24 protein-coding genes are annotated in these 25,632 nt (G+C 70.1%); 14 read left to right on the forward strand and 10 right to left on the reverse strand.

The window, feature by feature from the left end; all coding sequences use genetic code 11:
- Positions 1 to 27 precede the first annotated feature (27 nt).
- The 3 genes from EDF53_RS03170 to EDF53_RS03180 all read right to left on the reverse strand — a co-directional run bounded on the left by EDF53_RS03170 (position 28) and on the right by EDF53_RS03180 (position 2,235).
- Positions 28 to 870, reverse strand: a complete 843-nt coding sequence (locus tag EDF53_RS03170; RefSeq protein ID WP_123292347.1) for an exodeoxyribonuclease III — start codon at positions 868 to 870, stop codon at positions 28 to 30.
- A gap of 252 nt (positions 871 to 1,122) precedes the next feature.
- Positions 1,123 to 1,395, reverse strand: a complete 273-nt coding sequence (locus EDF53_RS03175) for an HPr family phosphocarrier protein (protein ID WP_111086640.1) — start codon at positions 1,393 to 1,395, stop codon at positions 1,123 to 1,125.
- Between the two features lie 69 nt (positions 1,396 to 1,464).
- Complete coding sequence (locus tag EDF53_RS03180) at positions 1,465 to 2,235, reverse strand: DeoR/GlpR family DNA-binding transcription regulator (RefSeq protein ID WP_111086639.1); 771 nt, start codon at positions 2,233 to 2,235, stop codon at positions 1,465 to 1,467.
- A gap of 252 nt (positions 2,236 to 2,487) precedes the next feature.
- Here EDF53_RS03180 and ptsP point away from each other — a divergent pair, with 252 nt between their 5' ends.
- From ptsP to EDF53_RS03200, 4 genes are all read left to right on the forward strand, one after another.
- Positions 2,488 to 4,143: a phosphoenolpyruvate--protein phosphotransferase gene (gene ptsP, locus EDF53_RS03185; RefSeq protein WP_123292171.1), complete on the forward strand. Its 1,656-nt coding sequence runs from the start codon at positions 2,488 to 2,490 to the stop codon at positions 4,141 to 4,143.
- Positions 4,144 to 4,208: 65 nt separating this feature from the next.
- On the forward strand, positions 4,209 to 5,747 hold the full coding sequence (locus tag EDF53_RS03190) for a PTS mannitol transporter subunit IICB (RefSeq protein WP_165903544.1): 1,539 nt from the start codon (positions 4,209 to 4,211) through the stop codon (positions 5,745 to 5,747).
- A 90-nt stretch (positions 5,748 to 5,837) separates the two neighbouring features.
- Entirely contained in the window at positions 5,838 to 6,275 is a 438-nt protein-coding gene (locus EDF53_RS03195) for a PTS sugar transporter subunit IIA (RefSeq protein ID WP_027466426.1), read from the forward strand.
- Positions 6,272 to 7,438, forward strand: coding sequence for a mannitol-1-phosphate 5-dehydrogenase (locus tag EDF53_RS03200; protein WP_123292172.1), 1,167 nt, complete (start codon positions 6,272 to 6,274; stop codon positions 7,436 to 7,438). The genes EDF53_RS03195 and EDF53_RS03200 overlap by 4 nt, the downstream gene beginning before the upstream one ends.
- A 72-nt stretch (positions 7,439 to 7,510) precedes the next feature.
- Here EDF53_RS03200 and EDF53_RS03205 read toward each other — a convergent pair whose 3' ends face one another.
- On the reverse strand, positions 7,511 to 8,470 hold the full coding sequence (locus EDF53_RS03205; protein WP_123292173.1) for a diacylglycerol kinase family protein: 960 nt from the start codon (positions 8,468 to 8,470) through the stop codon (positions 7,511 to 7,513).
- 186 nt (positions 8,471 to 8,656) lie between these two features.
- Between EDF53_RS03205 and EDF53_RS03210 the strand changes: the two genes are divergently transcribed.
- From EDF53_RS03210 to EDF53_RS03230, 5 genes are all read left to right on the forward strand, one after another.
- Entirely contained in the window at positions 8,657 to 9,922 is a 1,266-nt protein-coding gene (locus EDF53_RS03210) for an ice-binding family protein (RefSeq protein ID WP_185020919.1), read from the forward strand.
- Between the two features lie 10 nt (positions 9,923 to 9,932).
- Entirely contained in the window at positions 9,933 to 10,865 is a 933-nt protein-coding gene (locus EDF53_RS03215) for an NADP-dependent oxidoreductase (protein WP_123292349.1), read from the forward strand.
- Positions 10,866 to 10,997: 132 nt separating this feature from the next.
- The gene (locus tag EDF53_RS03220; RefSeq protein ID WP_123292175.1) at positions 10,998 to 11,564 is read left to right on the forward strand and encodes a DUF805 domain-containing protein; all 567 of its coding nucleotides are present in this window, start codon (positions 10,998 to 11,000) and stop codon (positions 11,562 to 11,564) included.
- 70 nt (positions 11,565 to 11,634) lie between these two features.
- Positions 11,635 to 12,213: a DUF805 domain-containing protein gene (locus EDF53_RS03225; protein WP_123292176.1), complete on the forward strand. Its 579-nt coding sequence runs from the start codon at positions 11,635 to 11,637 to the stop codon at positions 12,211 to 12,213.
- Positions 12,210 to 12,935: a DUF805 domain-containing protein gene (locus EDF53_RS03230; protein WP_185020920.1), complete on the forward strand. Its 726-nt coding sequence runs from the start codon at positions 12,210 to 12,212 to the stop codon at positions 12,933 to 12,935. Before EDF53_RS03225 ends, EDF53_RS03230 begins: the two co-directional genes overlap by 4 nt.
- A gap of 70 nt (positions 12,936 to 13,005) precedes the next feature.
- Here the strand turns inward: EDF53_RS03230 and EDF53_RS03235 are convergent, their stop codons facing one another.
- The 6 genes from EDF53_RS03235 to EDF53_RS03260 form a co-directional block, all read right to left on the reverse strand.
- Positions 13,006 to 13,650 (reverse strand): TNT domain-containing protein, encoded by a 645-nt coding sequence (locus EDF53_RS03235; RefSeq protein WP_111086631.1) that lies wholly within the window; start codon positions 13,648 to 13,650, stop codon positions 13,006 to 13,008.
- Positions 13,651 to 13,702: 52 nt separating this feature from the next.
- On the reverse strand, positions 13,703 to 14,473 hold the full coding sequence (locus EDF53_RS03240; protein ID WP_123292177.1) for a succinate dehydrogenase iron-sulfur subunit: 771 nt from the start codon (positions 14,471 to 14,473) through the stop codon (positions 13,703 to 13,705).
- Position 14,474: 1 nt separating this feature from the next.
- Positions 14,475 to 16,268: a succinate dehydrogenase flavoprotein subunit gene (gene sdhA, locus EDF53_RS03245; protein WP_123292178.1), complete on the reverse strand. Its 1,794-nt coding sequence runs from the start codon at positions 16,266 to 16,268 to the stop codon at positions 14,475 to 14,477.
- A gap of 49 nt (positions 16,269 to 16,317) precedes the next feature.
- A complete protein-coding gene (gene sdhD, locus EDF53_RS03250) occupies positions 16,318 to 16,764 on the reverse strand; it encodes a succinate dehydrogenase, hydrophobic membrane anchor protein (RefSeq protein ID WP_123292179.1) in 447 nt (148 codons plus the stop codon).
- 11 nt (positions 16,765 to 16,775) lie between these two features.
- Positions 16,776 to 17,225: a succinate dehydrogenase, cytochrome b556 subunit gene (gene sdhC, locus EDF53_RS03255; RefSeq protein ID WP_123292180.1), complete on the reverse strand. Its 450-nt coding sequence runs from the start codon at positions 17,223 to 17,225 to the stop codon at positions 16,776 to 16,778.
- 78 nt (positions 17,226 to 17,303) lie between these two features.
- A complete protein-coding gene (locus tag EDF53_RS03260) occupies positions 17,304 to 18,539 on the reverse strand; it encodes a glycosyltransferase family 1 protein (protein WP_235035928.1) in 1,236 nt (411 codons plus the stop codon).
- Between the two features lie 188 nt (positions 18,540 to 18,727).
- Between EDF53_RS03260 and EDF53_RS03265 the strand changes: the two genes are divergently transcribed.
- The 5 genes from EDF53_RS03265 (at position 18,728) to EDF53_RS03285 (ending at position 25,476) form a co-directional block, all read left to right on the forward strand.
- On the forward strand, positions 18,728 to 19,843 hold the full coding sequence (locus EDF53_RS03265) for a mannose-1-phosphate guanylyltransferase (RefSeq protein WP_123292182.1): 1,116 nt from the start codon (positions 18,728 to 18,730) through the stop codon (positions 19,841 to 19,843).
- A 198-nt stretch (positions 19,844 to 20,041) separates the two neighbouring features.
- Entirely contained in the window at positions 20,042 to 21,106 is a 1,065-nt protein-coding gene (locus EDF53_RS03270) for a BMP family protein (RefSeq protein ID WP_123292183.1), read from the forward strand.
- An 87-nt stretch (positions 21,107 to 21,193) separates the two neighbouring features.
- On the forward strand, positions 21,194 to 22,714 hold the full coding sequence (locus tag EDF53_RS03275) for an ABC transporter ATP-binding protein (protein ID WP_123292184.1): 1,521 nt from the start codon (positions 21,194 to 21,196) through the stop codon (positions 22,712 to 22,714).
- Between the two features lie 114 nt (positions 22,715 to 22,828).
- Positions 22,829 to 24,190, forward strand: coding sequence for an ABC transporter permease (locus EDF53_RS03280; protein WP_185020921.1), 1,362 nt, complete (start codon positions 22,829 to 22,831; stop codon positions 24,188 to 24,190).
- Positions 24,187 to 25,476, forward strand: a complete 1,290-nt coding sequence (locus EDF53_RS03285; protein ID WP_123292185.1) for an ABC transporter permease — start codon at positions 24,187 to 24,189, stop codon at positions 25,474 to 25,476. The genes EDF53_RS03280 and EDF53_RS03285 overlap by 4 nt, the downstream gene beginning before the upstream one ends.
- Positions 25,477 to 25,632: the final 156 nt, after the last annotated feature.

Consider the following 25,632-nt stretch of genomic DNA (forward strand, 5'->3'; position numbering starts at 1 on the left):
GGTCAGGTGGAGCGCAACGAGTGGGGATCAGAGTTCGTAGTCGACGACCACGGGGGCGTGGTCGGACCATCGCTGGTCGTACGCGGCGGCGCGGTCGACCGTGTACTCCGTGACCTTCGCCGCGAGGTCGGGCGTGGCCATCTGGTAGTCGATGCGCCAGCCGGTGTCGTTGTCGAACGCCTGGCCGCGCCAGGACCACCACGTGTACGGTCCCTCGACGTCGCCGGCCTGCGCACGCCCGACGTCCACCCAGCCGAGCCCCGGGCCCGTCGAGCCGTCAGCGCCCTCGACCGGTTCGCCGTCGGCACCGAAGAAGCGCGAGAAGTAGGCACGCTCGCGCGGCAGGAAGCCCGCTCGCTTGACGTTGCCCTTCCAGTTCTTGATGTCGCGCTGGTCGTGCCCGACGTTGAGGTCACCGACGACGACGGCGAGCGGGTTGTGCGCGCGGAGGGCGGGCAGCCGCTCGGTCATGGCGTCGAGGAACTTCCACTTCTCGTCCTGCTTGGGGGTGTCGACCTCGCCCGAGTGGACGTAGGTGGACACGACCGTGACCGTGGTGCCGCCGATCTCGTAGTCGGCCTCGAGCCAGCGGCCGGCGGAGTCGAACTCGTCCGGTCCGAGGGCGACGCGGTGGATCTGCGCCGAGTGCCTGGACGCGATCGCGACACCCGCCCGGCCCTTGGCGGTCGCGGGGTCGTGCACGATGTCCCACTCGTCGCCGAGCAGACCGGCCAGGTCCTCGCTCGACGCACGGACTTCCTGCAGGGCGAGCACGTCGACGTCGCGGGTGGCGAGCCAGTCGCCCATGCCCTTGCGGAAGGCGGCGCGGACGCCGTTCACGTTAACGGATGCGAGGCGCAGGCGTGTCATGCCGACCACCTTATCGGCGGGCGCCGACAGCCCCGGACCGCACCGGTTCGAGGTTCCACGACTCGCCGCGTGCCGTCCGCCGAGGTTCCACGGACCGGCCCGGGTGACGCCGAGATGCCGAGATTTCGGAACCTCGGGGCGCGGGCCGGACGGACGGGGCGGGCGCGGGCCCGGCAGTGCGGGCGACCGCACGACGGACGGGAGGCACGGTGCCAGCTGGCACCGTGCCTCCCGTCCGTCGGATCCGCGCGATCAGGCCGCGTCGTGGTCCGTCTGCAGGAACTCGACCAGGCTGTCGGCCGTGGTCTCGGCGTCGTCGCCGGTCACGGTGAGGCTGACCTCGTCGCCGTTCTCGATGCCCAGGCCGAGCAGTGCGAGGATGCTGCCGGCGTTGCCGGACTTGTCGCCCTTGGCGATCGTGACCTGGTGGCCGGAGGCCGTCACGGTCTGGACGAAGAGGGACGCGGGGCGCGCGTGCAGGCCGGACGCGCTGGCGACGGTCACGGTGCGGGTGGCTTCGGACATCGATGTACTCCTGTCGATGGGTGGTGCGCTCATGCTAGCGAGCGCCGGATGGGCGGGTCGGGCGAGCGGTCAGGGTCGACCGGGCCAGAACACCTCGGTGCCGGCGGCCTCGACCTCGCGGACCAGGTCGAGGTTGACGGCGGGGTCGGTGATGATCGTGTCGATGGCGGCGAGGGGTGCGACGCGGCCGAACTCCTCGCGGCCGAACTTGGTGTGGTCGGCGAGCAGGATGCTCCGGCGGGCGGACTTGATCATCGCCGACTTCACCGCGGCCTCGGCCATGTTGTGGGTCGTCAGGCCGCGCTCCGGCGTGATGCCGTTGATGCTCACGAAGGCGACGTCGACGCTCACCATGCCGATGAGCTGGTGCGTCCACGTGCCGACGCCGGCCAGGGAGTCGCTGCGGATGTTGCCGCCGAGCAGGTGCAGGTCGATGCCGGGCCGGTTCGCGACGGCCATCGCGACGGGGAGCGAGTGGGTGACGACGGTGAGTCCGCGGTCGGTCGGCAGCATCTCGGCGAGGCAGATGGTGGAGGTGCCGGCGTCGATCATGATCGAGCCGTTCTCCGGCAGCTCCTCGAGCGCGGCCTCGGCGATGACCATCTTCTCGGCCTGGTTGATGCCGCCCCGGTCGCCGACACCGGGGTGGATCGTGATGCGCTCGACCGGGATGGCCCCGCCGTGGGCACGTCGGACCAATCCTCGTCGCTCCAGCGAGGTGAGGTCGCGGCGGATGGTCTCTGGCGTGACCTCGAGCAGCTCGGCGAGGTCCTTGACGTCGACCCGCCCCTGCGCGCGCGCCTGCTCGACGATGCGCTGGTGGCGTTCTGGTGCGTACATCGGACCTCGTCGTCTCCTGGTCGGAACGGAACGGACATGACCGGGCACGAACCTGACGGAACCGAGCCGGAGCGGCTGGCCGCCAGACGCAAACGGGCATCTGTTTCTGCATTTTTATCCCCGGATGTGTTTGTTTGTCAACGCGGATCGGGGTAGTGTGCTGCTCAGCCGCACCGGCGAGGTCCCGTCTCAGCCGTGCGCGCACCGAACGAACACCCCACCGCAAGCGCGTGTGAGATGAAGGAGTCTCGAATGTCCGAACTGCTCGGCACCGGCGTCGGCCGCGGCGTCGCCCACGGCCCCGTGCTCCGCATGGCGGACCCGCTCGGCGAACCGTCGAAGGACGCCCTGACCGGTTCGGCGGACGATGCGAAGCAGGCCGTGCACGACGCACTGGCCGCGGTGGCCGAGGACCTCAACAAGCGCGGACAGCTCGCCGGCGGCGACGCCCAGGCCGTGCTCGAGGCGCAGGCGCTCATGGCGCAGGACCCGACCCTCCTCGACGACGTGCACACGCGCATCGACGGCGGCACCAACGCCGAGCGTGCCGTGTACGAGGCGTTCGCGCAGTTCCGCGACCTGCTCGTCGGCATGGGCGGCTACATGGGGGAGCGCGCAGCCGACCTCGACGACGTCGCCCAGCGCATCATCGCGAAGCTCCGCGGCGTGCACGCCCCCGGTGTCCCCGAGTCGGACACCCCGTTCGTCCTCGTCGCCCGTGACCTCGCTCCGGCCGACACCGCACTGCTGGACCTCGACAAGGTCCTCGCGCTGGTCACCCGCGACGGCGGCCCGACCTCGCACACCGCAATCCTCGCCCGTGCCAAGGGCATCACCGCGATCGTCGGCGTCACCGGTGCCGACGACCTGGCCGACGGGCAGCCGATCGTCGTCGACGCCGTCGCCGGCACCGTCGTGACCGAGCCGTCCGAGGCCCTGGTGGCCGACGTCGAGCAGCGCATCGCCGACCGGCTCGCCGCGGCCGCCGCACCGCTCACCGCCGGTGCCCTGGCCGACGGCCACGTCGTGCCCCTGCTCGCGAACCTCGGCAGCCCCGCCGACGCCGCGGGCGCCGTTGCTCTCGGTGCGGAGGGCGTGGGGCTCTTCCGCACCGAGTTCCTCTTCCTCGACTCGCCGAAGGCGCCGACCGTCGACGAGCAGACCGAGTCCTACCGTCAGCTCCTCGCCGCGTTCCCGGGCAAGAAGGTCGTCGTCCGCGCGCTCGACGCCGGCGCCGACAAGCCGCTGCCGTTCCTCACCGACAAGGACGAGGAGAACCCGGCGCTCGGCCGTCGCGGGCTCCGTGCGCTGCGCAACCACCCCGAGGTGCTGCGCGACCAGCTCGTCGCACTCGCCCAGGCGGACGCCGCGACCGAGGCCGACCTCTGGGTCATGGCCCCGATGGTCGCCGACGCCGAGGAGACCGAGTACTTCGTCACCCTGGCCCGCGAGCTCGGCATCCGCACCGCCGGCGTGATGGCCGAGGTGCCGTCGCTCGCCCTGATGGCCGAACAGGTCTTCCAGAACGCGGACTTCGTGTCGATCGGCACGAACGACCTGACCCAGTACACGATGGCCGCCGACCGCATGCTCGGCACCGTCGCGTCCTACCAGGACCCGTGGCACCCCGCCGTCCTGCGCCTCGTCGCGCAGCTCGGTGCGGCCGGTGCCGACGCGGGCAAGCCCGTCGGCATCTGCGGTGAGGCCGCAGCCGACCCGCTGCTCGCCGTCGTGCTCGTCGGCCTCGGCGCCACCACCCTCTCCATGACCCCCGCGGCCCTCGCCGACGTGCGCGCCGAACTCGGTCAGCACACGCTCGAGCAGGCCCGCGAGATGGCCCAGGCGGCACTCGCCGCGTCCACGGCGGCGGCCGCGAAGTCCGCCGCGGCGGCCGCGCACGCCGTCTGAGCCGCACCATCCCCAACACCCCGTCCGCACCAGCAGCAGCTCCACCACACAGAAAGTCACCGCACATGACAACGTCGTCCGTTGCAGCGCCCGACGCACCCGCGAAGTCGCGGGGCGGCGCACGCGTCGCCGTTCAGAAGTTCGGCACGTTCCTCTCCGGCATGGTCATGCCCAACATCGCGATCTTCATCGCGTGGGGCCTGATCACCGCCTTCTTCATCGAGACCGGGTGGACCCCCGTCGGGATCCTCGGCGGGTTCGGCGAGACGGACGGTGTGGCCAACATCGGTCTCGTCGGCCCGATCCTGACGTACCTGATCCCGCTCGCGATCGCCTTCCAGGGCGGCCGGATGATCTACGAGACCCGCGGCGCCGTCGTCGGCTCGATCATGGCGATGGGCGTCATCCTCGGCGCCAACGGCACGATCATGATCCTCGGCGCGATGATCTGCGGGCCGCTCGGCGCGTACCTCATCAAGCAGATCGACAAGATCTGGGACGGCAAGATCAAGCCGGGCTTCGAGATGCTCGTCAACAACTACGCGGCCGGCATCCTCGGCTTCGGGCTGGCGATGGTCGGGTTCTTCTGGCTCGCCCCGCTGTTCAAGCTCATCGCCGAGGGCCTCGGTGACGCGGTGAACTTCCTCGTCCAGCACTCGCTGCTGCCGCTCGCCAGCGTCATCATCGAGCCGGCCAAGGTGTTCTTCCTGAACAACGCCATCAACCACGGTGTGCTCGACCAGCTCGGCGCCCAGCAGGTGCAGGACTCCGGCAAGTCGATCCTGTTCCTGCTCGAGGCGAACCCCGGCCCCGGTCTGGGCATCCTGCTCGCCTTCACCTTCTTCGGTGTCGGCATCGCCCGCTCGACCGCTCCCGGTGCGATCCTCATCCAGTTCTTCGGTGGCATCCACGAGATCTACTTCCCGTACGTGCTGCAGAAGCCGGTCCTGTTCATCGCCGTCATCCTCGGTGGTGCGACGGGCGTCGGCACGAACGTCCTGTTCGGCTCCGGCCTGGTCGCCCCGGCTTCGCCCGGATCGATCTTCGCCGTGCTGACGGCGACGGCGAAGGACAGCTACGTCGGCGTCATCCTGTCGGTCATCCTGTCCGCAGCGGTCACCTTCGCGGTCGCGTCGTTCTTCCTGCTGGCCAGCCGCAAGCGCGACCTCGCCAACGGCGGCGGCGACATGACCGCAGCGTTCGACAAGATGCAGGCCACCAAGGGCCGCGACGCGAACGCCGCGACCGCAGGGCTCTTCGGCGGCACCGCCCCGGCCAACTCGGAAGAGGCAGCCGCTGCCGGCACCACCGCCACCGCGACGAAGGTCCAGAACCTCGTGTTCGCCTGCGACGCCGGCATGGGGTCGAGCGCCATGGGCGCCAGCGTCCTGCGCAACAAGATCAAGAAGGCGGGCATCGAAGGGGTCACGGTCACCAACAAGGCGATCGCGAACCTGTCCGGTGACGAGGACCTGATCATCACGCAGGAAGAACTGACGGACCGCGCCAAGCAGAAGAACCCGAACGCGCAGCACGTGTCGGTCGGCAACTTCATGAACGCGCCGCAGTACGACCAGGTCGTCGACCAGCTCAAGAACCAGTAACGCCACCACCAGTAACGAAGTGCAGTATCGGAGGGGACGGGGACATCCCCGTCCCCTCCGTCACGTCCTCGAACACCAAGGAGAACCACGATGCCCGTCCTGCAGGAGAGCCAGATCCGGATCCACACCGAGGACACCGCGCCGACCAAGTCGGAGGCGATGAAGGAGGCAGCCGAGATCCTCGAAGCTGCGGGCGCGGTCACCGCTGACTACTACCCGGCGATGCTCGAGCGTGAGAAGAGCGTGTCCACGTACATGGGCAACTTCCTCGCCATCCCGCACGGCACGAACGACGCGAAGGACGCCATCAAGTCGTCCGCGCTGTCGTTCATCCGGTACGCCAGCCCGATCGACTGGGACGGCAACCCCGTGCGCTTCGTCGTCGGCATCGCCGGCGTGAACAACGAGCACCTCGACATCCTGTCCAAGATCGCGATCGTGTTCTCCGACGAGGACGAGGTCCAGAAGCTCACCGACGCGGCCGACACCAGCGCGATCCTGTCGATCCTCGGCGAGGTCAACGAGTGAGCACCGCCGACCGGGGCACCGCCGTCCACTTCGGTGCCGGCAACATCGGCCGCGGCTTCGTCGGCCTGCTCCTGCACGAAGCGGGCTACGAGGTCGTCTTCGCCGACGTCGCCGCGCCGCTCATCGACGCCCTCGCCGCCGCCGACTCGTACACCGTGCACGAGGTCGGCACCGGAGCGCAGGACCACGAGGTCACGAACTTCCGCGCCCTGAACAGCGCGCAGGACGAGGACGGCGTCGTCGCCGAGATCGCCACTGCCGCGATCGTCACCTGCGCGGTGGGCCCGAACGTCCTGAAGTTCATCGCCCCGGTGATCGCGCGGGCGCTGCAGCAGCGCGACGCGGACGCTGCGCCCATCGCCGTGATGGCGTGCGAGAACGCCCTGAACGCCACGGACCGTCTGCGCGAGTTCATCGTCGACGCGCTCCCGGCCGAGGGCCGTGACGCGGCACTCGCGAAGGCCGTCTTCGCGAACACCGCCGTCGACCGCATCGTGCCGGCCCAGCCCGAGGGCGCCGGCCTCGACGTCACCGTCGAGACCTACTTCGAGTGGGCCATCGACCGCACGCCGTTCGGCGGCAACGAGCCGGAGATCCCCGGCGCGCACTACGTCGACGGCCTCGCCGCCTCGATCGAGCGCAAGCTCTTCACGGTGAACACCGGGCACGCCACCGTCGCGTACCACGGCTTCGTCGCCGGGGCCGACAAGATCTCCGACGCCATCGCGATCCCCGCGGTGCGTTCCGAGCTCGAGTCCGTCCTCGCCGAGACGAGCGACCTGCTCGTCCGCCGCCACGAACTCGACCCCGAGGTGCACCGCGCCTACGTCCAGGCGATCATCGCCCGGTTCGAGAACCCGCACCTGCCCGACACGGTGACACGCGTCGGCCGGCAGCCGCTCCGCAAGCTGTCGCGTGACGAGCGCTTCGTCTCGCCCGCCGCGGCGCTGGCCGAGGACGGCACCGAGCCGACCGCACTGCTCGACGCGATGGGCGCGGCGCTCCGCTTCGACGTCGCCGACGACGAGCAGAGCGTCGAGCTGCAGGCGCTCCTGGCCTCGGACGCGTCCGATGCCGACGTGGTGACGCAGATCACCGGCCTCGCCGCGGAGCACCCGCTGCACGCAGCGTTCGCGGACCGGGTGCGTGTCGCGCGCGGCTGACGCCCTCGACGTGGCCCGGTGATGACGGGAGGCCCGGTGCCAGCTGGCGCCGGGCCTCCCGTCTTCACGTGGTCACCGCGACGGCCCCACCCGGATGGTGAGCCCGCCGTGGTCCACCGTCAGCCGCACCGCCACCACGGTGCCGAACGGGTCGCCGTCGAGCTGGACCTGTTCGGGCTGGTCCAGCTCGAGGTCGAGGACCCGTGCGCTCGTGTACCGCAGCGTCCGGGTGGCCGGGATGAGCCACGACAGGAAGCGACCGAAGCCGGTCCGGTGGAAGAAGCGGTTCAGCGACAGGCCGTAGCCGACGCCGGCCCAGCCGACCGTCCGACCGGGGCGGAACGCGACCGCGTCGAGCACCCCGTCGTCCGGCTTCGCGGCGGGCAGCAGCAGGACGCCGGCGGTCAGGGTGCCGCAGTTGCCGACGATGACGGTGTGCGCCCGCATCGTCCGGGTGTCACCGTCGTCGAGGCGGTACCGCAGGTCGATCTGCCGGTTGCCGATGACGGACCGCATGATCGGGTCGGAGTACGCGAGCCACCTGAACCGCTTCTTCAGGCGTGCGTTGGTGTTGGCCGCCATGTTCGCGTCGAGGCCGATGCCCGCCATCACCAGGAAGGCGTGGCGCGTCGTCGTGCCCTGCGGGTCGGTGAGCTCGGCGAACGCGAGGTCGACCCGTCGATCCGTCCCGGTGAAGGCGGTACGGACCGAGCCGGCGACGTCGTTCAGCGGGATGCGCAGGTTCCTGGCGTACAGGTTCCCGGTGCCGACGGGGAGCACGGCGAGGGGCACGCCGGAGCCGTGCAGCACCTCGGCTGCGACGCGCAGCGTGCCGTCGCCGCCGACGACCAGGACGACGTCCGGCGCGGTGGCGAGTGCGTCGACCGCAGCGGCACGGCCGTCGTCGGACGCCGCGGTCTCGAACCAGGTCGTGGGAGCCCAACCGGTCCGATCCTCCTCAGCCGCGACGGTGTTGCGGAGCACCCGCAGGTCGACCTTGGACGGGTTGACGACGATCGCGGCGCGCGGCATGTGAGGACGATACCGAACAGCCGTCGTCGACCGGAACGGACGGGTCCTGTCCGGTATCGGCTGATCCGGGCGAACCTGGGAGTCAAGACCTCGGAACACATGCGATCCGGACACACTCGGGACACGGTGAACGCCGGGTGTCTCCGATGCCCGATCGGCTCTTCGCCATCTCAGGCAGGGGCCTCCGTGGCCAGAACGCCCATCCTCCGTCCGCTCATCGTCGTCAGCACCGGGATCGGGTTGGCCGCAGCGCTCGCCCTCGGCGCCTCCTCGGCCGCGTCCGCCGCCACCATCATCGACGGCCCCGTCGGTCTCGGGACCGCAGCGAGCTACGGCGTCCTCGGCGCGCAGACCGTGACGAACACCGGGCCGACCGTGGTCAACGGTGACCTCGGCGTCTCGCCCGGTACCTCGATCACCGGCTTCGGCGGCACCGGCAACGGGACCGTGAACGGCACCGTGCACCAGACCGACGCGGCGGCCGCGCAGGCCCAGTCGGACACCACGACCGCCTACAACGTGGCCGCTTCGCTGACGCCGACGCAGACCGGCCTCCAGGAGCTCAACGGGCTCAGCCTCAGCCCGGGCGTCTACAACGGCGACACGCTGCAGCTCGCGAACACCGGCCAGCTCACCCTGGCCGGCAGCGCGGACTCCGTCTGGGTGTTCCAGGCCGCGTCGACCCTGACCATCGGGTCCGGCACGAGGATCGTCATCACCGGTGGCGCGAGTTCGTGCAACGTGTTCTGGCAGGTCGGCAGCTCAGCGACCATCGGCAGCGCCGCCCAGTTCCAGGGCACCGTCCTCGCCGACCAGTCCGTGACCGCCACGACGGGTGCGACGGTCGTGGGCCGACTGCTCGCCCGGAACGCAGCGGTGACGCTCGACGACAACACCATCACCCGGCCGACGAACTGCCCGGCTGCCGGAACGCCGTCCGAGAGCGTCGCACCGACGATCACCTCGGGCACGCCGACCGACGCCACCGCCGGCACGCCGTACTCGTTCCCCGTCACCGCGACGGGCAACCCGGCACCGACGTACTCCGACGGCGGGACCCTGCCGCCGGGACTCACGATCAACCCGGACACGGGTGTCATCTCCGGCACACCGACCACGCCCGGCACCACGACGGTGACGATCACGGTCGACAACGGCACCGCACCGCCGGACACCGAGACCTACGTGGTGACCGTCCGTGCGCCGGCACCGACGCCCACGGCGACGCCGACCGCTTCGGCTCCCGTGCCCACCGCTCCCACGTCGACAGCACCCGCGGTCCCGGTCATCGGAGGAGGCGACACCGGCGGCGGCACGACGGAACTGGCCTTCACCGGCAGCGACCCGACGATCCCGCTCACCGCGGCAGGCGCGATGCTGCTCGGCGGCATCGCCGTGATGGTGCTCCGTGCACGGACTCTCCGCGCACACCGCCGGCGGATCGGGGCGTAGCGTCGGCCGCATGACGAAGCACTGGGTGGCACCGCGGTTCGGCGGCAGCGAGGTCCTCGAGTTCGTGGACACCGAGGTCGCCGCACCCGGACCCGGTGAGGTCACCATCGCGGTCCGCGCCGCCGGCATGAACCCCGCCGACACGAAGCACACGCGGCAGGGCGACCCGGCCGACCTGCCGGTGCCCATCGGCTACGAGGTCGCCGGCGTGCTCACCGCCCTCGGACCGGACACCACCATCGCGTCCGGCGGGGGAGCGGTCGGCGACGAGGTCCTGGCGTTCCGGGTCGCCGGCGGTTGGACGTCGTCCCTCACCGTCCCGGCCGCGGACGTCTTCGCGAAGCCCGTCGGGCTCGGCTTCCCCGAGGCGGCGAACCTGTTGCTCGCGGGCACCACCGCAGCCGACATGCTGCGCGTCACCCGTGCCGCGGGCCGCGACACCGTGCTGGTGCACGGTGCCTCCGGAGCAGTCGGCGTCAGCCTGCTGCAGCAGCTCCGCCTGCTCGGCGCGCGCGTCATCGGCACCGCCTCCGAGCGGGGTGCGGACGTCGTGCGACGCTTCGGCGGCGAGTGGGTCGCGTACGGCGACGGCCTGGAGGCACGGGTCCGGTCGCTCGCCCCCTCCGGCATCGACGTGGCACTGGACTGCGTGGGCACCGACGAGGCCGTCGACGTCTCGCTCGCGGTGGTCGCGGACCGCGACCGGATCGTCACGATCGCCGCGCAGGCGCGCGCCGCCGAGGCGGGGTTCGCCGCCGTCGGTGGGGCGCAGCCAGCGAGCAAGGCGTTCCGCGACTCGGTGCGACAGCGACTGATCGACCTGGCCGGGGCTGGACAGCTCGAGGTCCCGGTGGCGCGGACGTTCCCGCTCGCCGAGGCGAAGGCGGCCGCGGAGCTGCTGGAGTCCGGGCACCCCGGCGGCAAGCTGGCGCTGGTGCCCTGAGTCGGTCGAAGCGCCGGTCGGAGCGCTGTCCCAGCGCAGTCGCTGCGCTGTCCTCCGCTGGGGGGACGCGTCCTGCCGCCGCCGCTGCCAGACTCGACGGTGATCGCAGTCGGCCTCGGAAGGAACGAACCAGTGAGTGACCAGTACCCGCCGCGGAACCCGTACGGCCAGCAGCCCGGACCGTACGGCCAGCAGCCCGGACCGTACGGCCAGCAGCCCGGACCGTACGGCCAGCAGCCCGGACCGTACGGACAGCAGCCCGGACCGTACGGCCAGCAGCCGACCGGCGCGCGCCAGCCCCCGCTGTGGGCGCCCTGGTACGGGATCCCGTTCGTGCAGGCGTTCCCGCGGTTCTGGAAGAAGTACGTCCGGTTCGACGGCCGCGCGAGCCAGTCGGAGTTCTGGTTCTGGGCCCTCTGGTACGTCATCGGCTCGGCGGCCACCGGTATCGTCGGCGGGTTCTTCAACGTGCTGCCGTTCTTCGACGACGCGTCGAACGGGTTGAGCGGGCTCTGGGCCCTGGCCTGTGCTCTCGGCTTCATCGCCCTGACGGTGCGACGACTGCACGACGTGAACCTGAGCGGGTACTTCGCCTTCCTCTTCATCATCCCGCCGCTCGGCGTCCTGTTCTCGCTGATCGTCGGTCTGATGGGGTCGAACCCGCAGGGACAGCGGTACGACGAACCCCACCGCGGGTAGCGAGCGACGGCCGCACGACGGTTCTGGTTGACTCGGATCCGACTACCAGCCAACGATCGAGGGGGACACCGTGAGTGACCAGTACCCGCAGAACCCGTCCGGCCAGCAGCCGGGCGGCCAGCCGAACCCGTACAACGGAACGCCGCAGTACGGCCAGCAGCCGGCGACCGGCCCGAACGGCGAGCCGCCGATCTGGGCCCCCTGGTACGGGATCTCCTTCGGCAAGGCCGTCGGACGCTTCTTCAAGAAGTACGCGACCTTCAGCGGCCGCGCGAGCCGCAGCGAGTTCTGGTGGTGGTACCTGGCGAACGCGATCGTCGGCATCGTCCTCGGCATCCTGTACGGCATCGGCTTCGCCACGTCGGAGCGCTCGACGGTGTCGATGTCGACCGCGACCTCGGCGAGCGTGCAGTCGACGGTGACCAGCCCGTCCGCGCTCTTCGTGATCGCCGGCATCCTGCTCGGACTCTGGGGTCTCGCGATCATCATCCCGACGCTCGCCCTCGGCTGGCGACGCCTGCACGACGCGAACCTGCCCGGTGCCCTGTGGATCATCGCGATCTTCGTCGGCATCGTCGGCATCGTGTTCGGCCTGCTGCCCTCGAACCCGCAGGGCGAGCGCTACGACCGACCGACCGGCGCTCGATGAGCAACGACACACCGCAGTGGGGCCAGCCCGGCGGCGACCAGCCGTCGGGGCAGCCTGACCCTGGGCAACAGCAGCCGGGGTACGGGCAGCAGCCTGGTGCCTACGGGCAGCAGCCCGGACCCTACGGACAGCAGCCTGGTCCGTACGGTCAGCAGCCCCAGTACGGCCAGCAGCCTGCCCAGTACGGCCAGCAGCCCGGGTACGGCCAGCAGTACGCCGACCCGTACCCGCAGGCCGGTCCGCCGATCCCGGTCGGGCCCGACGGAGCTCCGCCGCTGTGGGCACCCTTCTACGGTGCCGGCTTCCTCGACGCCTTCACGCGCTTCTTCAAGAAGTACGCCCGGTTCGACGGGCGCGCCAGCCGCAGTGAGTACTGGTACTGGATCCTGGCGAACGCGATCGTGACCCTCGTTCTGTACGGCGGGTTCATCGCCGGCATCATCTCGTGGAGCGTCTCGGCCTCGACCACCGACGAGTACGGCTACACCCAGACCGAGGGTGCACCCCCGGCGTGGATCTTCATCCTGCTCGTCCTGTACGGCCTGTGGTGGCTCGCGACCCTCATCCCGAACATCGCACTGGGGTGGCGCCGCGTGCACGACGCGAACCTCGCCGGTCCGCTCTGGCTCATCGGGATGTTCGTCGGCATCGCCGCGATCGTGTTCGGCTGCCTGCCGCCGAACCCGGCTGGTGCGCAGTACGACCGCCCCGACCAGGCGTAACTCCACACAACGGCAATCGGCCCGCACTGCGCGAAAGCGCGGTGCGGGCCGATCTGCGTCGTGCGCGGGGTCAGACCACGCGGAGTCGAGCCAGCGCACCGTCGACGACGAGGTCGCGCACGGTGACCGTGGGATCGGCGATCTGGAAGCGGAGCGCACCGCCCGGCTGCTCGAACCACGGCTGCACGAAGCGGACGTTCACCATGAACGGGCGCTCGACCAGGTAGCGGTGGGTCTCCGGGACGCCGGCGACGTGCGGCGGCAGCGACCGGCTCGGCAGCGGGGTGTCGAGCGGGTGCAGCAGGTAGCCGTCCGGACCACCGATGCGGTCGACGGGGACGCCCGCGGGGATCTGGATGGTCAGCCCCTGTTCGCCGGCCTGCGACACCTGCTGTGCCAGCTGTGGGTACGTCGACGCCGCACGGTCACGGAGCCCGTCGAGCTCGTGCCGGGCGATGTCGCGCGGAGCCGGGAACGGCCGGTTCAGGAACCGACGGAGCATCTCGACCGCGTCCTCCTCACCGCGCGCGGTGGCGAGGCGACGAGCCGTGCCGTAGTCGACGACCTCGAGCGCGAACTCGTCGGACGCCTCGGCCGGGACAACGCGGAGCGCACCCTCGACCGGCGGCTCGTGCAGGGTCTCTCCGGGGAGCTGCACGTAGCGGATCGTGTAGCCGAGCTGGTCGAGGATGGGGCGGGTGGCCGCGAACGTCATGGAGCGGAGCCTATCGGTGGAGTCGATGTCGAGTCTTGGACGACCCCGAGTGTCAGGCGCGGCCCCGCATGACGGCCTGCTTGACCTCGGAGATCGCCTTCGTCACCTGGATGCCACGGGGGCAGGCGTCGGTGCAGTTGAAGGTGGTGCGGCAGCGCCAGACCCCTTCCTTGTCGTTGAGGATGTCGAGGCGGACCTCGGCGGCGTCGTCACGCGAGTCGAAGATGAAGCGGTGCGCGTTCACGATCGCGGCCGGGCCGAAGTACTGCCCGTCGGTCCAGAACACCGGGCACGACGAGGTGCACGCAGCGCAGAGGATGCACTTCGTGGTGTCGTCGAAGCGTGCGCGGTCGGCCACCGACTGGATGCGCTCCTTGCCCGGGGTGGGCGCCGTCTTCGGCTGCAGGAACGGCTGGACCTCGCGGAAGGACTTGAAGAAGGGCTCCATGTCGACGACGAGGTCCTTCTCGAGCGGCAGGCCCTTGATCGCCTCGACGTAGATCGGCTTCGAGACGTCGAGGTCCTTGATCAGGGTCTTGCACGCCAGCCGGTTCCGGCCGTTGATGCGCATCGCGTCCGAGCCGCAGACCCCGTGGGCGCAGGAACGTCGGAACGTCAGGGAGCCGTCCTGGTCCCACTTGATCTTGTGCAGGGCGTCGAGGATGCGGTCGGTCGGCAGCATCATGACGTCGAAGTCCTGCCAGCGCGGCTCGTCGTCGACGTCCGGGTCGAAGCGCCGGATGATGAGCGTGACGGAGAAGGACCCGGGAGGCGCGTCGGTGGTGTCGGTCCGGGGTGCGTCGGAGACCAGGGTGTCGGTCATCTCAGTACTTCCTCTCCATCGGCTGGTACCGGGTCACGACGACCGGCTTCCAGTCCAGCGTGATGTGGTCGTCGGCGAGTGACGAGTGCGGGTCGCCCGTCAGGTACGCCATCGTGTGCTGCATGTAGTTCTCGTCGTCGCGCTTCGGGTAGTCGTCGCGCATGTGGCCGCCGCGGCTCTCCTTGCGGTTGCGGGCCGAGTAGACGACCACCTCGGCCAGGTCGAGCAGGAACCCGAGCTCGACGGCCTCGAGCAGGTCGGTGTTGAACCGCTTGCCCTTGTCCTGCACGGAGACCTGCATGAAGCGGTTCCGGAGCGTGTGGATGGTCTCGGTGACGCGGGCGAGGGACTCGTCGGTGCGGAACACCTGGGCGTTCTTGTCCATCTCGTCCTGCAGCTCCTTGCGCAGGACGGCGATGCGCTCGGTGCCGGTCGAGGCGCGCAGCTGGTCGAGCATCGCCCGGACGCCGGCAGCGGGGTCTACGGGCAGCGGGAGGAACTCGGCGGTCTTGACCCACTCGGCGGCGTTGTTGCCCGAGCGCTTGCCGAAGACGTTGATGTCGAGGAGCGAGTTCGTGCCGAGACGGTTCGAGCCGTGCACCGAGACGCAGGCGCACTCGCCGGCGGCGTAGAGGCCGGGGACGACGGTGGTGTTGTCGTAGAGCACCTGCGCGTCGGTGTTCGTCGGGATGCCACCCATCGCGTAGTGCGCGGTCGGCATCACCGGCACCGGCTCGACGACGGGGTCGACGCCGAGGTAGGTGCGGGCGAACTCCGTGATGTCCGGGAGCTTGGTCTCGAGGACCTCGGCACCGAGGTGCGTGCAGTCGAGCAGGACGTAGTCCTTGTTCGGGCCGGCACCGCGGCCCTCTGCCACCTCTTGCACCATGCACCGGGCGACGATGTCGCGTGGGGCGAGGTCCTTGATGGTGGGGGCGTAGCGCTCCATGAAGCGTTCACCGGAGGCGTTGCGCAGGATCGCACCCTCGCCACGAGCACCCTCGGTCAACAGGATGCCGAGGCCCGCGAGGCCGGTCGGGTGGAACTGGAAGAACTCCATGTCCTCGAGCGGCAGACCCGTGCGCCACACGATGCCGACGCCGTCGCCGGTCAGGGTGTGCGCGTTCGAGGTGGTCTTGTACATCTTGCCGAAGCCACCGGTCGCGAAGATCATCGCCTTGGCGTGGAAGACGTGCAGCTCACCCGTGGCGAGCTCGAACGCGACGACGCCGGCCGGCTGCTTGCGCGTGACGCCGTCCTCGCCCACGACGTCGACCATGATGAGGTCGAGCGCGTAGAACTCGTTGTAGAACTCGACGCCGAGCTTGACGCAGTTCTGGAACAGCGTCTGCAGGATCATGTGGCCCGTGCGGTCGGCCGCGTAGCAGGCGCGACGGACCGGTGCCTTGCCGTGGTCGCGGGTGTGGCCGCCGAAGCGACGCTGGTCGATCTTGCCCTCGGGCGTGCGGTTGAACGGCAGGCCCATGTTCTCGAGGTCGATGACGGCATCGATGGCTTCCTTCGCCAGGATCTCGGCGGCGTCCTGGTCGACCAGGTAGTCGCCGCCCTTGATCGTGTCGAAGGTGTGCCACTCCCACGAGTCCTCTTCGACGTTCGCGAGGGCCGCGGCCATCCCGCCCTGCGCCGCACCGGTGTGCGAGCGGGTCGGGTAGAGCTTCGAGATGACGGCCGTCTTCGCCTTCGGGCCGGCCTCGATCGCGGCACGCATGCCCGCGCCTCCTGCGCCGATGATGACGATGTCGAACTGGTGGTGGTGCACGGTGGTCTCGGTCACAGGGGTCTTTCCGTAGACGGTGGGAAGGCGGTCGGCAGCAGGGATGGTGCTACTGCGCCGGGCAGAAGGAGGGCAGGTCCGCGGCGGCTGCGCCGGCGGGGCACGGGTCGAACGTCCAGCAGACGAGCAGGCCGAGGACGATCAGCACGACGCACGCGATGAGGATCGCGGCGAGGAGCGTCTTCCGGATGCCCGGCTTCGACACGTAGTCGTTGACGATCGTGCGCATGCCGTTCGAGCCGTGGATGAGCGCCAGGACGAGCATGAGGGAGTCCCACACCTGCCAGAACGGGTTGGCCCACTTGCCGGCGACGAAGGCGAAGTCGATCTGCTTGACGCCCTCGCCAGCCACCATGTTGACGAAGAGGTGGCCGAAGATCAGCACGACGAGCAGGACGCCCGAGCCGCGCATGTAGATCCAGCCCCACTTCTCCCAGTTGGTGGAGCGGCGGGCGGCCGAGGCGGAACGGGGAGATTCGACGATCTGCGTGGTCATCAGGTGCCCCTCTAGTTGAAGTCCGCGAAGAGGTTCATGAGCTGGCGGGGCAGGAAGCCCGCGATCGCGATCGCCCACAGGACGATGACGACCCAGAACATGGCCCGCTGGTACTTCGGCCCCTTGGACCAGAAGTCGACGAGGATGATCCGGAGCCCGTTGAACGCGTGGAACACGATGGCCATCACCAGGGCGATCTCGCCGAGGTTCATGATCGGGGTCTTGTACGTGCCGATGACCGCGTTGTAGGCCTCGGGTGAGAGGCGCACGAGAGCCGTGTCGAGGATGTGCACGAGCAGGAAGAAGTAGATCGCGACACCGGTGATCCGGTGCAGGACCCACGACCACATGCCGGTCGACCCGCGGTACAGCGTGCCCTCGAGTTTCCGAGAGGCGCGGGGCGCCTCGATCGTGACTTCGGGGACGGCGGTCGCCGTACCGCCGCCGGTGGGCTCAGCCATGAGCTCGTCCTTCCATAGGACGGGCTCGCCCGATCGGCGAGCCCTTGCCGTTCGTGTTCGTGTGGAACACGTCCCATCCTATGCGCGGGTGCTGACCTTCTCGTCCCGACCGGCCCGCAGGCCCCGACCGACGGGCGGCGCGCCGATGTTCCTGGCCGTGTCGTGGTGCCCCAGGAGCTGGTCGCCGACGGCCTCCCACGTGGTGCCCTCGACCCGGAGACGGCCCGCCGATCCCATCCGTTCCGCGAGTGCGCGGTCGTGGTGGAGCCGCAGGACCGCCTGTCGCAGGGCCTGCGGTGCGTCGGTGTCGTAGAGCTCGCCGTCGAGTCCGGGGGCGACGAGGTCGAGCGGACCACCCGACGCCGGCGCGATCACCGGCAGCCCCGAGGCGTGCGCTTCCTGGAGGGTCTGCCCGAAGGTCTCGGCCGGACCGGTGTGCACGAAGAGGTCGAGCGAGGCGTACGCGTCAGCGAGGGCGTCGCCGCGCAACGGTCCGGTGAAGGTGACGTCGAGGTGCCGCAGTCGCCGTTCAAGCAGCGCGCGGGACGGTCCACCGCCGGCCACGACGACGCGGATGCCGGGGATCCCGCCGAGCTCGGCGAGCCGTTCGACCTCCTTCTCCGGCGCCAGTCGCCCGACGTAGCCGACGATCGTCTCGCCGTGCGGCGCGATCCGGCGTCGGAGCGCTCGGACGTGGGCGGACTCCCGTCGGGCCGGGTGGAAGAGCTCGGTGTCGACCCCGCGCCCCCAGCGTGCGACGCGGGGGACCCCGTCCTCGGCGAGCATCGCGGCGGTCGCACTCGACGGCGCGAGCGTCAGCGAGGCGCCAGCGTGGATGCGGCCGAGGATCCTGCGGACCAACGGGACGGTCGCCGTCAAGCCGTTGCGGCGGGCGAAACCGGCCACGTCGGTCTGGAAGACAGCGACGGAAGGGATGCCGAGCCTCCCGGCTGCCGTGATCGCGCGCCCACCCAACAGGAACGGACTCGCGGCGTGGAGCACGTCGGCGCCGGAGGCGGCGAGGATCGTGTCGAGGACGGGGTGGGGGAGTGCGACGGGGAACTGCCGGTACGCGACGGCGGGGATCCGGTGCACGTCGAAGGAGCGGTAGCGCTCGACACTGCTGCGCGACCGGAACTGCGCGAGCCCCGGGGTGTCCGGCGCGATCACGACCGCGCGGTGGCCTCGGCGTTCCAGGTGGTCGAGGACCGCCAGGACGCTGGTGGTCACGCCGTTGAGGGTGGGCAGGAAGCTCTCGGTCACGACGGCGACGGTCCGGGGGGACGTGCCGCGCTCCACGCTGCGTGCGCTCATGGTGTTTCCCATGCTCCGGGCGTGACGTGACCCCGCGGGGCCGACGACGTGAACGGGGCGGAGGCGACGGGTGAACAACGCAACGTCGTCGCCGCGCGCACGCGCGTCACTGCCCTGCGGGAGCCCGCATGCGGGAATCGTGCGGAGACCACCCAGGATCCGCGCGGCAGGACCGGTACGGTGAGCGCGTGGCTGACGCTCTCGAAGACTTCTACGCGATCATCCCCGCAGGGGGCATCGGATCGCGCCTGTGGCCGCTGTCGCGCGCGGACGCACCCAAGTTCCTGCACGACCTGACCGGCTCCGGCACCTCGCTGCTCCGGCAGACCTGGGACCGGCTCGCCCCGCTCGCGGGCGAACAGCGGATCATGGTCGTGACCGGACGGGCGCACCGCGTCGCCGTCGAGTCGCAACTGCCGGGAGTCGAGGACCACAACGTGGTGCTCGAGAGCGAGCCGAAGGACTCCACGGCGGCCATCGGGCTCGCCGCGGCGATCCTCGTGCGCCGCGAACCCGACGTCGTCATCGGCTCCTTCGCCGCCGACCACGTCATCGGCGACGCCCGCGGCTTCCGCCGTTCCGTGCGCGAGGCCGTCGCCGTCGCCCGCGCCGGGTACATCACCACCATCGGCATCACGCCGACCGAGCCCGCGATCGGCTTCGGGTACATCCACGCGCACGGCGACACCCTGGACATCGAGGGCGCACCGACCGCGCACGCCGTCCGGTCGTTCGTCGAGAAGCCCGACCTGGACACCGCACGCTCGTACATCGAACAGGGCACGTACCTGTGGAACGCGGGCATGTTCATCGCCCGCGCCGACGTGCTGCTCGAGGAGATCGGCCGGAACAACCCGACGCTGCTGGCCGGCATCAACGAGCTGGCGGACGCTTGGGACACCTCGGCCCGCGGCGCGGTCGTCGACGCGGTGTGGCCCACGCTCGAGAAGATCGCGATCGACTACACGGTCGCCGAGCCTGCTGCCGCGGCCGGACGCATGGCGGTCGTGCCCGGTGACTTCGACTGGGACGACGTCGGCGACTTCGCCTCGCTCGCCAAGCTGCAGTCCGGTGGTCGTCCGAACAACCTCGCCGTGCTCGGTGACGGCGCCCGGATCCTCGCCGACTCGTCGAGCGGCATCGTGATCTCGCACAGCCAGCGGCTCATCTCGCTCATCGGGGTCGAGGACATCGTCGTCGTGGACACCCCCGATGCGCTGCTCGTGACGACCAGCGCGAACGCGCAGCGGGTCAAGGGCGTCGTGGATGCTCTCAAGATCAGCGGCCGCGGCGACGTCCTGTAGCGCTCCACCGACAACCCCCTCGAACTGGGGGTCCGAGCGTGACCCCGCGTTACGGGCGCGTTTCGGCGCGGTCGCGATCCCGTAACTGATCCGTCCGGTGCTCAGAACGGGTCCTGTACCGGCCGGGCGGTCGTGTACTGTCGCCACGATCGCCCGGAACGCACGTGGTCCGGGCACGCTCCCCGGAGGAACCCACCCGTGACATCTCGTACCCGACGCGTCGTCCTCAGCGGCTTCGCGCTCCTCGGCACCGCCGCCGTCCTCGCAGGCTGCGCCTCGGCGCCGTCCGACACGACGACCGCCAAGAAGACCGACTTCCGCCCCTGCATGGTCTCCGACGCCGGTGGCTTCGACGACAAGTCGTTCAACCAGCTCGGCTACGAGGGCATGAAGGACGCCGCCAAGGACCTCGGTGCCACCTACAAGGAAGCCGAGTCGAAGGACGCCACCGTCTACGACTCGAACATCCAGCAGCTCATCGGCCAGAACTGCAACCTCGTCGTGACCGTCGGCTTCAACCTCGCCGACGCCACGAAGAAGCAGGCCGCGGCGAACCCCGACACCGACTTCGCGATCATCGACGACAGCTCGATCGACGCGAAGAACGTCAAGCCGATCACGTTCGACACCTCGCAGGCCGCGTTCCTCGCCGGCTACGCAGCGGCGTCCTACTCGAAGACCGGCGTCGTCGGCACCTTCGGCGGCATGCAGATCCCGACCGTCACCATCTTCATGGACGGCTTCGCGGACGGCGTGAAGTACTACAACGAGCAGAAGGACAAGGACGTCCAGGTCAAGGGCTGGAACGTCGACACCGGCAAGGGCTCCTTCACCGGTGGCTTCGAGGCAGGCACGCAGGCCAAGTCGGTCGCGCAGACGCTCCTCGACCAGGACGCCGACGTGATCCTGCCCGTCGGCGGTCCGATCTACCAGTCGGCTGCCGAGGCCATCAAGGACGCCGACAACGGCTCCGTCCTGATCGGTGCGGACAGCGACCTCTACGAGGCCGACCCGCGCTACAAGGACATCGCCTTCACCTCGGTCGAGAAGGGCATGCGCCCGGCCGTGAAGGACGTCGTCGAGCAGGCGGCCGACAAGAAGTTCTCGAAGACCCCGTACGTGGGCACGCTCGAGAACGAGGGCGTCGGCATCGCGCCGTTCCACGACTACGAGTCCAAGGTCGACAAGGGCCTGCAGGGCGAACTGGACGACATCAAGGCCGGCATCATCGACGGCTCGATCAAGGTCAAGACCCAGTCCTAACCCGATGGACGCGGGCGGGGGATCTTCCCTCGCCCGCGTTCTCGCGCGCCCGCGTGGCGCGCGCGAGACAGAAATAGACTCCCGAACATGAAGCTCGAACTCCGCGGCATCACCAAGCGGTTCGGCGCCCTGGTCGCCAACGACCACATCTCGCTCACCGTCGAGCCGGGTGAGGTCCACTGCCTCCTGGGTGAGAACGGCGCCGGCAAGTCCACCCTGATGAACGTCCTCTACGGCCTGTACGACGCCGACGAGGGCGAGATCCTGCTCGACGACGTGGTCCAGGACTTCGACGGCCCCGGTGACGCCATGCGCGCCGGCATCGGCATGGTGCACCAGCACTTCATGCTCGTCCCCGTCTTCACCGTCGCCGAGAACGTCATGCTCGGTCAGGAGCAGACCACCTTCGGCGGCCGGCTCGACCTGGCCGGCGCCCGCAAGCGGGTCAAGGAGATCTCCGACCGCTTCGGGTTCGACGTCGACCCCGACGCCAAGATCGAGGACCTGCCCGTCGGCGTCCAGCAGCGTGTGGAGATCATCAAGGCGCTCTCCCGCGACGCCTCCGTGCTGGTGTTCGACGAGCCGACGGCCGTCCTCACCCCGCAGGAGACCGACGAGCTGATGGGCATCATGCGGCAGCTCCGCGAGGCCGGCACCGCGATCGTCTTCATCACCCACAAGCTCCGCGAGGTCCGCGAGGTCGCCGACCGCATCACGGTGATCCGGCTCGGCAAGGTCGTAGGAGAGGCCTCGCCCGCGGCGACCAACAACGAGCTGGCCGCGATGATGGTCGGCCGCGCCGTCTCCCTCGTCGTCGACAAGACGCCGTCGACCGGTGGCGAGGACGCCCTGGTCGTCGAGGGCCTCACCGTCACCGACCCGTCCGGCATCGTGCTCGTCGACGACGTGTCGTTCTCGGTCCGTCGCGGCGAGGTCCTGGCGATCGCCGGGGTGCAGGGCAACGGACAGACCGAGCTCACCGAGGCGATCCTCGGTCTCGAGCCCGTCCACGCCGGCCGCATCACGCTGGACGGCAAGGAGCTCACCGGCCGCAGCGTCAAGCAGGTGCTCGACGCCGGCGTCGGCTTCGTCCCCGAGGACCGCAAGGAGGACGGCCTGGTCGGCGAGTTCACGATCGCGGAGAACCTCATGCTCGACCGGTCCGACCACGACGCGTTCGTCCGCGCCGGCACCATCCGTGCCGCCGAGCGCGACGCCTTCGCCGACGAGAAGATCGCCGAGTTCGACATCCGCACGCCGGGCCGCGCGACCGCTGCCGGTCGGCTGTCCGGCGGCAACCAGCAGAAGATCGTCCTCGCCCGGGAGCTCAGCCGCGAGCTCCGGCTGTTCGTCGCCGCGCAGCCCACGCGCGGCATCGACGTCGGGTCGATCGAGTTCGTGCACAAGCGCATCGTCGCCACCCGCGACACCGGTGTGCCCGTCATCGTCGTCTCCACCGAGCTCGACGAGGTCGTGGCACTGGCCGACCGCATCGCCGTCATGTACCGCGGCGGCATCGTCGGGATCGTGCCGGCGACCACCCCGCGAGACGTCCTCGGCCTCATGATGGCCGGCGAGATCCCAGAAGGAACGGAGTTGGCCGCATGACCGGTTCGGCCGGCGAGATCCAAGCCACATCCACGACCGGAACGGAGTTGGCCGCATGACCGGTTCGGCCGGCGAGATCCAAGCCACATCCACGACCGGAACGGAGTTGGCAGCGTGACCACCCCCACGCCCGACAACACGCAGCCCACCGCCGGCACCGAGGCAGACGCCCCGCTCACCGACGACCGCCTGCAGGAGGCCCCGGAGACCCCGCACCTGATGACGGACTCGGCGGACGACACGGAGCGCCGCAACGGCGCCCCCGGCACCGACCGCTGGCACGCCGCGATGCAGAGCATCCTGAACGGCTCCGTGCTCGTCACGGTCCTCGCGGTCGTCCTTGCCCTCGTCGCCTGCGGCATCCTCATCGCCCTGACCGACGAGAACGTCCGCGCCACGGCCGGCTACTTCTTCGCCCGTCCCGCCGACATGCTCCAGGCCATCGGCACCGCGGTCGGCGGCGCCTACGCCTCGCTGTTCCAGGGCTCGGTGGTCAACTTCGGCGCCACCAGCTTCCAGCAGGCGATCGCCCCGCTCACCCGGTCGATCGACTACGCGGTGCCGCTCGTCGTCGCCGGCCTCGGGATCGCGCTGTCCTTCCGCGCCGGGCTGTTCAACATCGGCGGCCAGGGCCAGATCCTGATGGGGGCCGCGGCCGCCGGCTGGGTCGGGTTCTCGTTCGACGGCCCCGCCGCGATCCACATCCCGCTCACGATCGTCGCTGGCATCGTCGGCGGTGCGGTCTGGGGCGGGATCGTCGGTGTCCTCAAGGCCCGCACGGGTGCGAACGAGGTGGTCGTCACGATCATGCTCAACTACGTCGCGCTCTACCTGGTCAGCTACCTGCTCCGGACACCCGGTCTGCTCCAGGCTCCGGGCAGCAGCAACCCGATCTCCCCGGCCACGAAGGACAGCGCCCTGCTGCCGCAGCTGTTCGGCGTGCGGTACGGCGTGGACCTCGGCTTCATCGTCGCGATCATCGCCGTCGTCGTGGTCTGGTGGCTCGTCAACAAGTCGTCCCTCGGCTTCCGGTTCCGCACCATCGGTGAGAACCCCCGTGCCGCCCGCGTCGCCGGCATGAGCGTGCCGGCGCTGACGATCTGGGTGATGGTCATCTCCGGTGCCCTCGTCGGCATCGCCGGTGCCTACCAGGTGCAGGGTGCGGTCACGACGGGCTTCACCTCGGGCATCGACGCCGGCATCGGCTTCGACGCGATCACCGTCGCGCTGCTCGGCCGCTCGAAGCCGTGGGGCGTGTTCTGGGCCGCGATCCTGTTCGGCGTGCTGAAGAACGGTGGCTACGCCATGCAGGCCGCCAACGGCATCCCGATCGACATCGTCGGTGTCATCCAGGCCCTCATCGTCCTATTCATCGCGGCGCCGCCGCTCGTCCGCGCGATCTTCCGGATCCCGCAGCCGGGAGCCCGCCAGCGCACGAAGACGAGCAAGAACAGCAAGAAGGCGGTCGCCGCGTGAGCACCCTCAGCCCCACCGCGGCGCCCGCGTCGCCCCTGTCCGACCGTCCGGTCGAGACGACCCGCAGCTGGAAGCTCCCGATCGGGTACGCCGTGTTCACGCTGCTCGCGGTCGTGTTCTTCGTCCTGCTCAGCCGCGTCGGCACGACCACCTTCCGGCTCGCGAACGCCGGCGACTTCGTCGCGCTGCCGAACGTCCCGCTGTCGGCGGCACCGACCGGCTACGTCGTCGTCGTGCTCCTCGCGATCGCCACGGTCTACGCCTTCGTCGAGGTCCGCGCGTACCGGCACGTCCCGCTCTGGGTCACGTCGGTCTTCGCGATCGTCTTCGTCGTCGGCTTCCTGACGTGGGCAGCGGCCGGCGCCACGATCCCGCTGCCCGGCCTGCTGGTCGGCGCACTCGGGCTGAGCGTCCCGCTCGTGTTCGGTGCCCTCGGCGGCGTCATCTCCGAGCGGGTCGGCGTGGTCAACATCGCCATCGAGGGCCAGTTCCTCGCGGGTGCGTTCACCTCGGCGCTCATCGCGTCGCTCACCGGCTCCGCGTGGGTCGGACTCGTCGGCGCGCTCGTCGCCGGTGTGCTCGTCTCGTTCATCCTGGCCGCGTTCAGCATCAAGTACCTCGTCGACCAGGTTATCGTCGGCGTCGTCATCAACGCCCTCATCTCGGGGCTGACCGGCTTCCTGTACTCGCAGGTGCTGTCCCCGAACGAGACCACGCTGAACGTCGGCGTCCGGTTCCCGAAGTTCGAGATCCCGCTGCTGCACCAGATCCCGGTCATCGGTCCGGTGTTCTTCGAGCAGAGCGTCATCGTCTACCTGGCGTACGTGGCCGTCGCGGTCGTCACCTTCGGCCTGTTCAAGACCCGCTGGGGCCTGCGCCTCCGCGCGGTCGGCGAGCACCCGCAGGCGGCCGACACGGTGGGCATCAACGTCACGAGCACCCGGTTCTGGAACGTGTCGCTCGCCGGCGCGATCGCCGGCCTCGGTGGTGCGTACTTCACGCTCGACGCGGTCGGGCCGTTCACGAAGGACATGACGGCCGGCGCTGGCTACATCGCCCTGGCCGCCGTCATCTTCGGTCGCTGGGACCCGATCAAGGCCACGCTGGCGGCGCTGCTGTTCGGCTTCGCCTCGAACCTGCAGAACACGCTCGGGGCGATCGACTCGCCCGTGCCGAGCGAGTTCCTGCTGATGCTGCCGTACGTGGTGACGATCTTCGCGGTGGCCGGCCTGGTCGGGCAGTCGCGCGGTCCCGCCGCGTCCGGCAAGCCGTACATCAAGAGCTGACGGCCAGGAGGCACGGCACATGACCGAAACGCACGCTGCGGACGACGGCACGGCCGCGTCCACCGACGCGATCGCCTGGACGGACCCGGCCACGGCCCTGCGCGCGGGAGGCGGCGACACCGCCGCCGACGGGGCGGACGCAGCCACGGGCCTCCC

The sequence above is a fragment of the Curtobacterium sp. PhB78 genome, from assembly GCF_003751685.1.
GTDB lineage: Bacteria > Actinomycetota > Actinomycetes > Actinomycetales > Microbacteriaceae > Curtobacterium.

Excerpts from the sequence above, each read along its gene's own strand:
- EDF53_RS03170 (WP_123292347.1), bottom strand. The coding sequence starts at position 870 with ATGACACGCCTGCGCCTCGCATCCGTTAACGTGAACGGCGTCCGCGCC.
- EDF53_RS03175 (WP_111086640.1), bottom strand. The coding sequence starts at position 1,395 with ATGTCCGAAGCCACCCGCACCGTGACCGTCGCCAGCGCGTCCGGCCTG.
- EDF53_RS03180 (WP_111086639.1), bottom strand. The coding sequence starts at position 2,235 with ATGTACGCACCAGAACGCCACCAGCGCATCGTCGAGCAGGCGCGCGCG.
- ptsP (WP_123292171.1), top strand. The coding sequence starts at position 2,488 with ATGTCCGAACTGCTCGGCACCGGCGTCGGCCGCGGCGTCGCCCACGGC.
- EDF53_RS03190 (WP_165903544.1), top strand. The coding sequence starts at position 4,209 with ATGACAACGTCGTCCGTTGCAGCGCCCGACGCACCCGCGAAGTCGCGG.
- EDF53_RS03195 (WP_027466426.1), top strand. The coding sequence starts at position 5,838 with ATGCCCGTCCTGCAGGAGAGCCAGATCCGGATCCACACCGAGGACACC.
- EDF53_RS03205 (WP_123292173.1), bottom strand. The coding sequence starts at position 8,470 with ATGCCGCGCGCCGCGATCGTCGTCAACCCGTCCAAGGTCGACCTGCGG.
- EDF53_RS03215 (WP_123292349.1), top strand. The coding sequence starts at position 9,933 with ATGACGAAGCACTGGGTGGCACCGCGGTTCGGCGGCAGCGAGGTCCTC.
- EDF53_RS03230 (WP_185020920.1), top strand. The coding sequence starts at position 12,210 with ATGAGCAACGACACACCGCAGTGGGGCCAGCCCGGCGGCGACCAGCCG.
- EDF53_RS03235 (WP_111086631.1), bottom strand. The coding sequence starts at position 13,650 with ATGACGTTCGCGGCCACCCGCCCCATCCTCGACCAGCTCGGCTACACG.
- EDF53_RS03240 (WP_123292177.1), bottom strand. The coding sequence starts at position 14,473 with ATGACCGACACCCTGGTCTCCGACGCACCCCGGACCGACACCACCGAC.
- sdhD (WP_123292179.1), bottom strand. The coding sequence starts at position 16,764 with ATGACCACGCAGATCGTCGAATCTCCCCGTTCCGCCTCGGCCGCCCGC.
- sdhC (WP_123292180.1), bottom strand. The coding sequence starts at position 17,225 with ATGGCTGAGCCCACCGGCGGCGGTACGGCGACCGCCGTCCCCGAAGTC.
- EDF53_RS03260 (WP_235035928.1), bottom strand. The coding sequence starts at position 18,539 with ATGAGCGCACGCAGCGTGGAGCGCGGCACGTCCCCCCGGACCGTCGCC.
- EDF53_RS03275 (WP_123292184.1), top strand. The coding sequence starts at position 21,194 with ATGAAGCTCGAACTCCGCGGCATCACCAAGCGGTTCGGCGCCCTGGTC.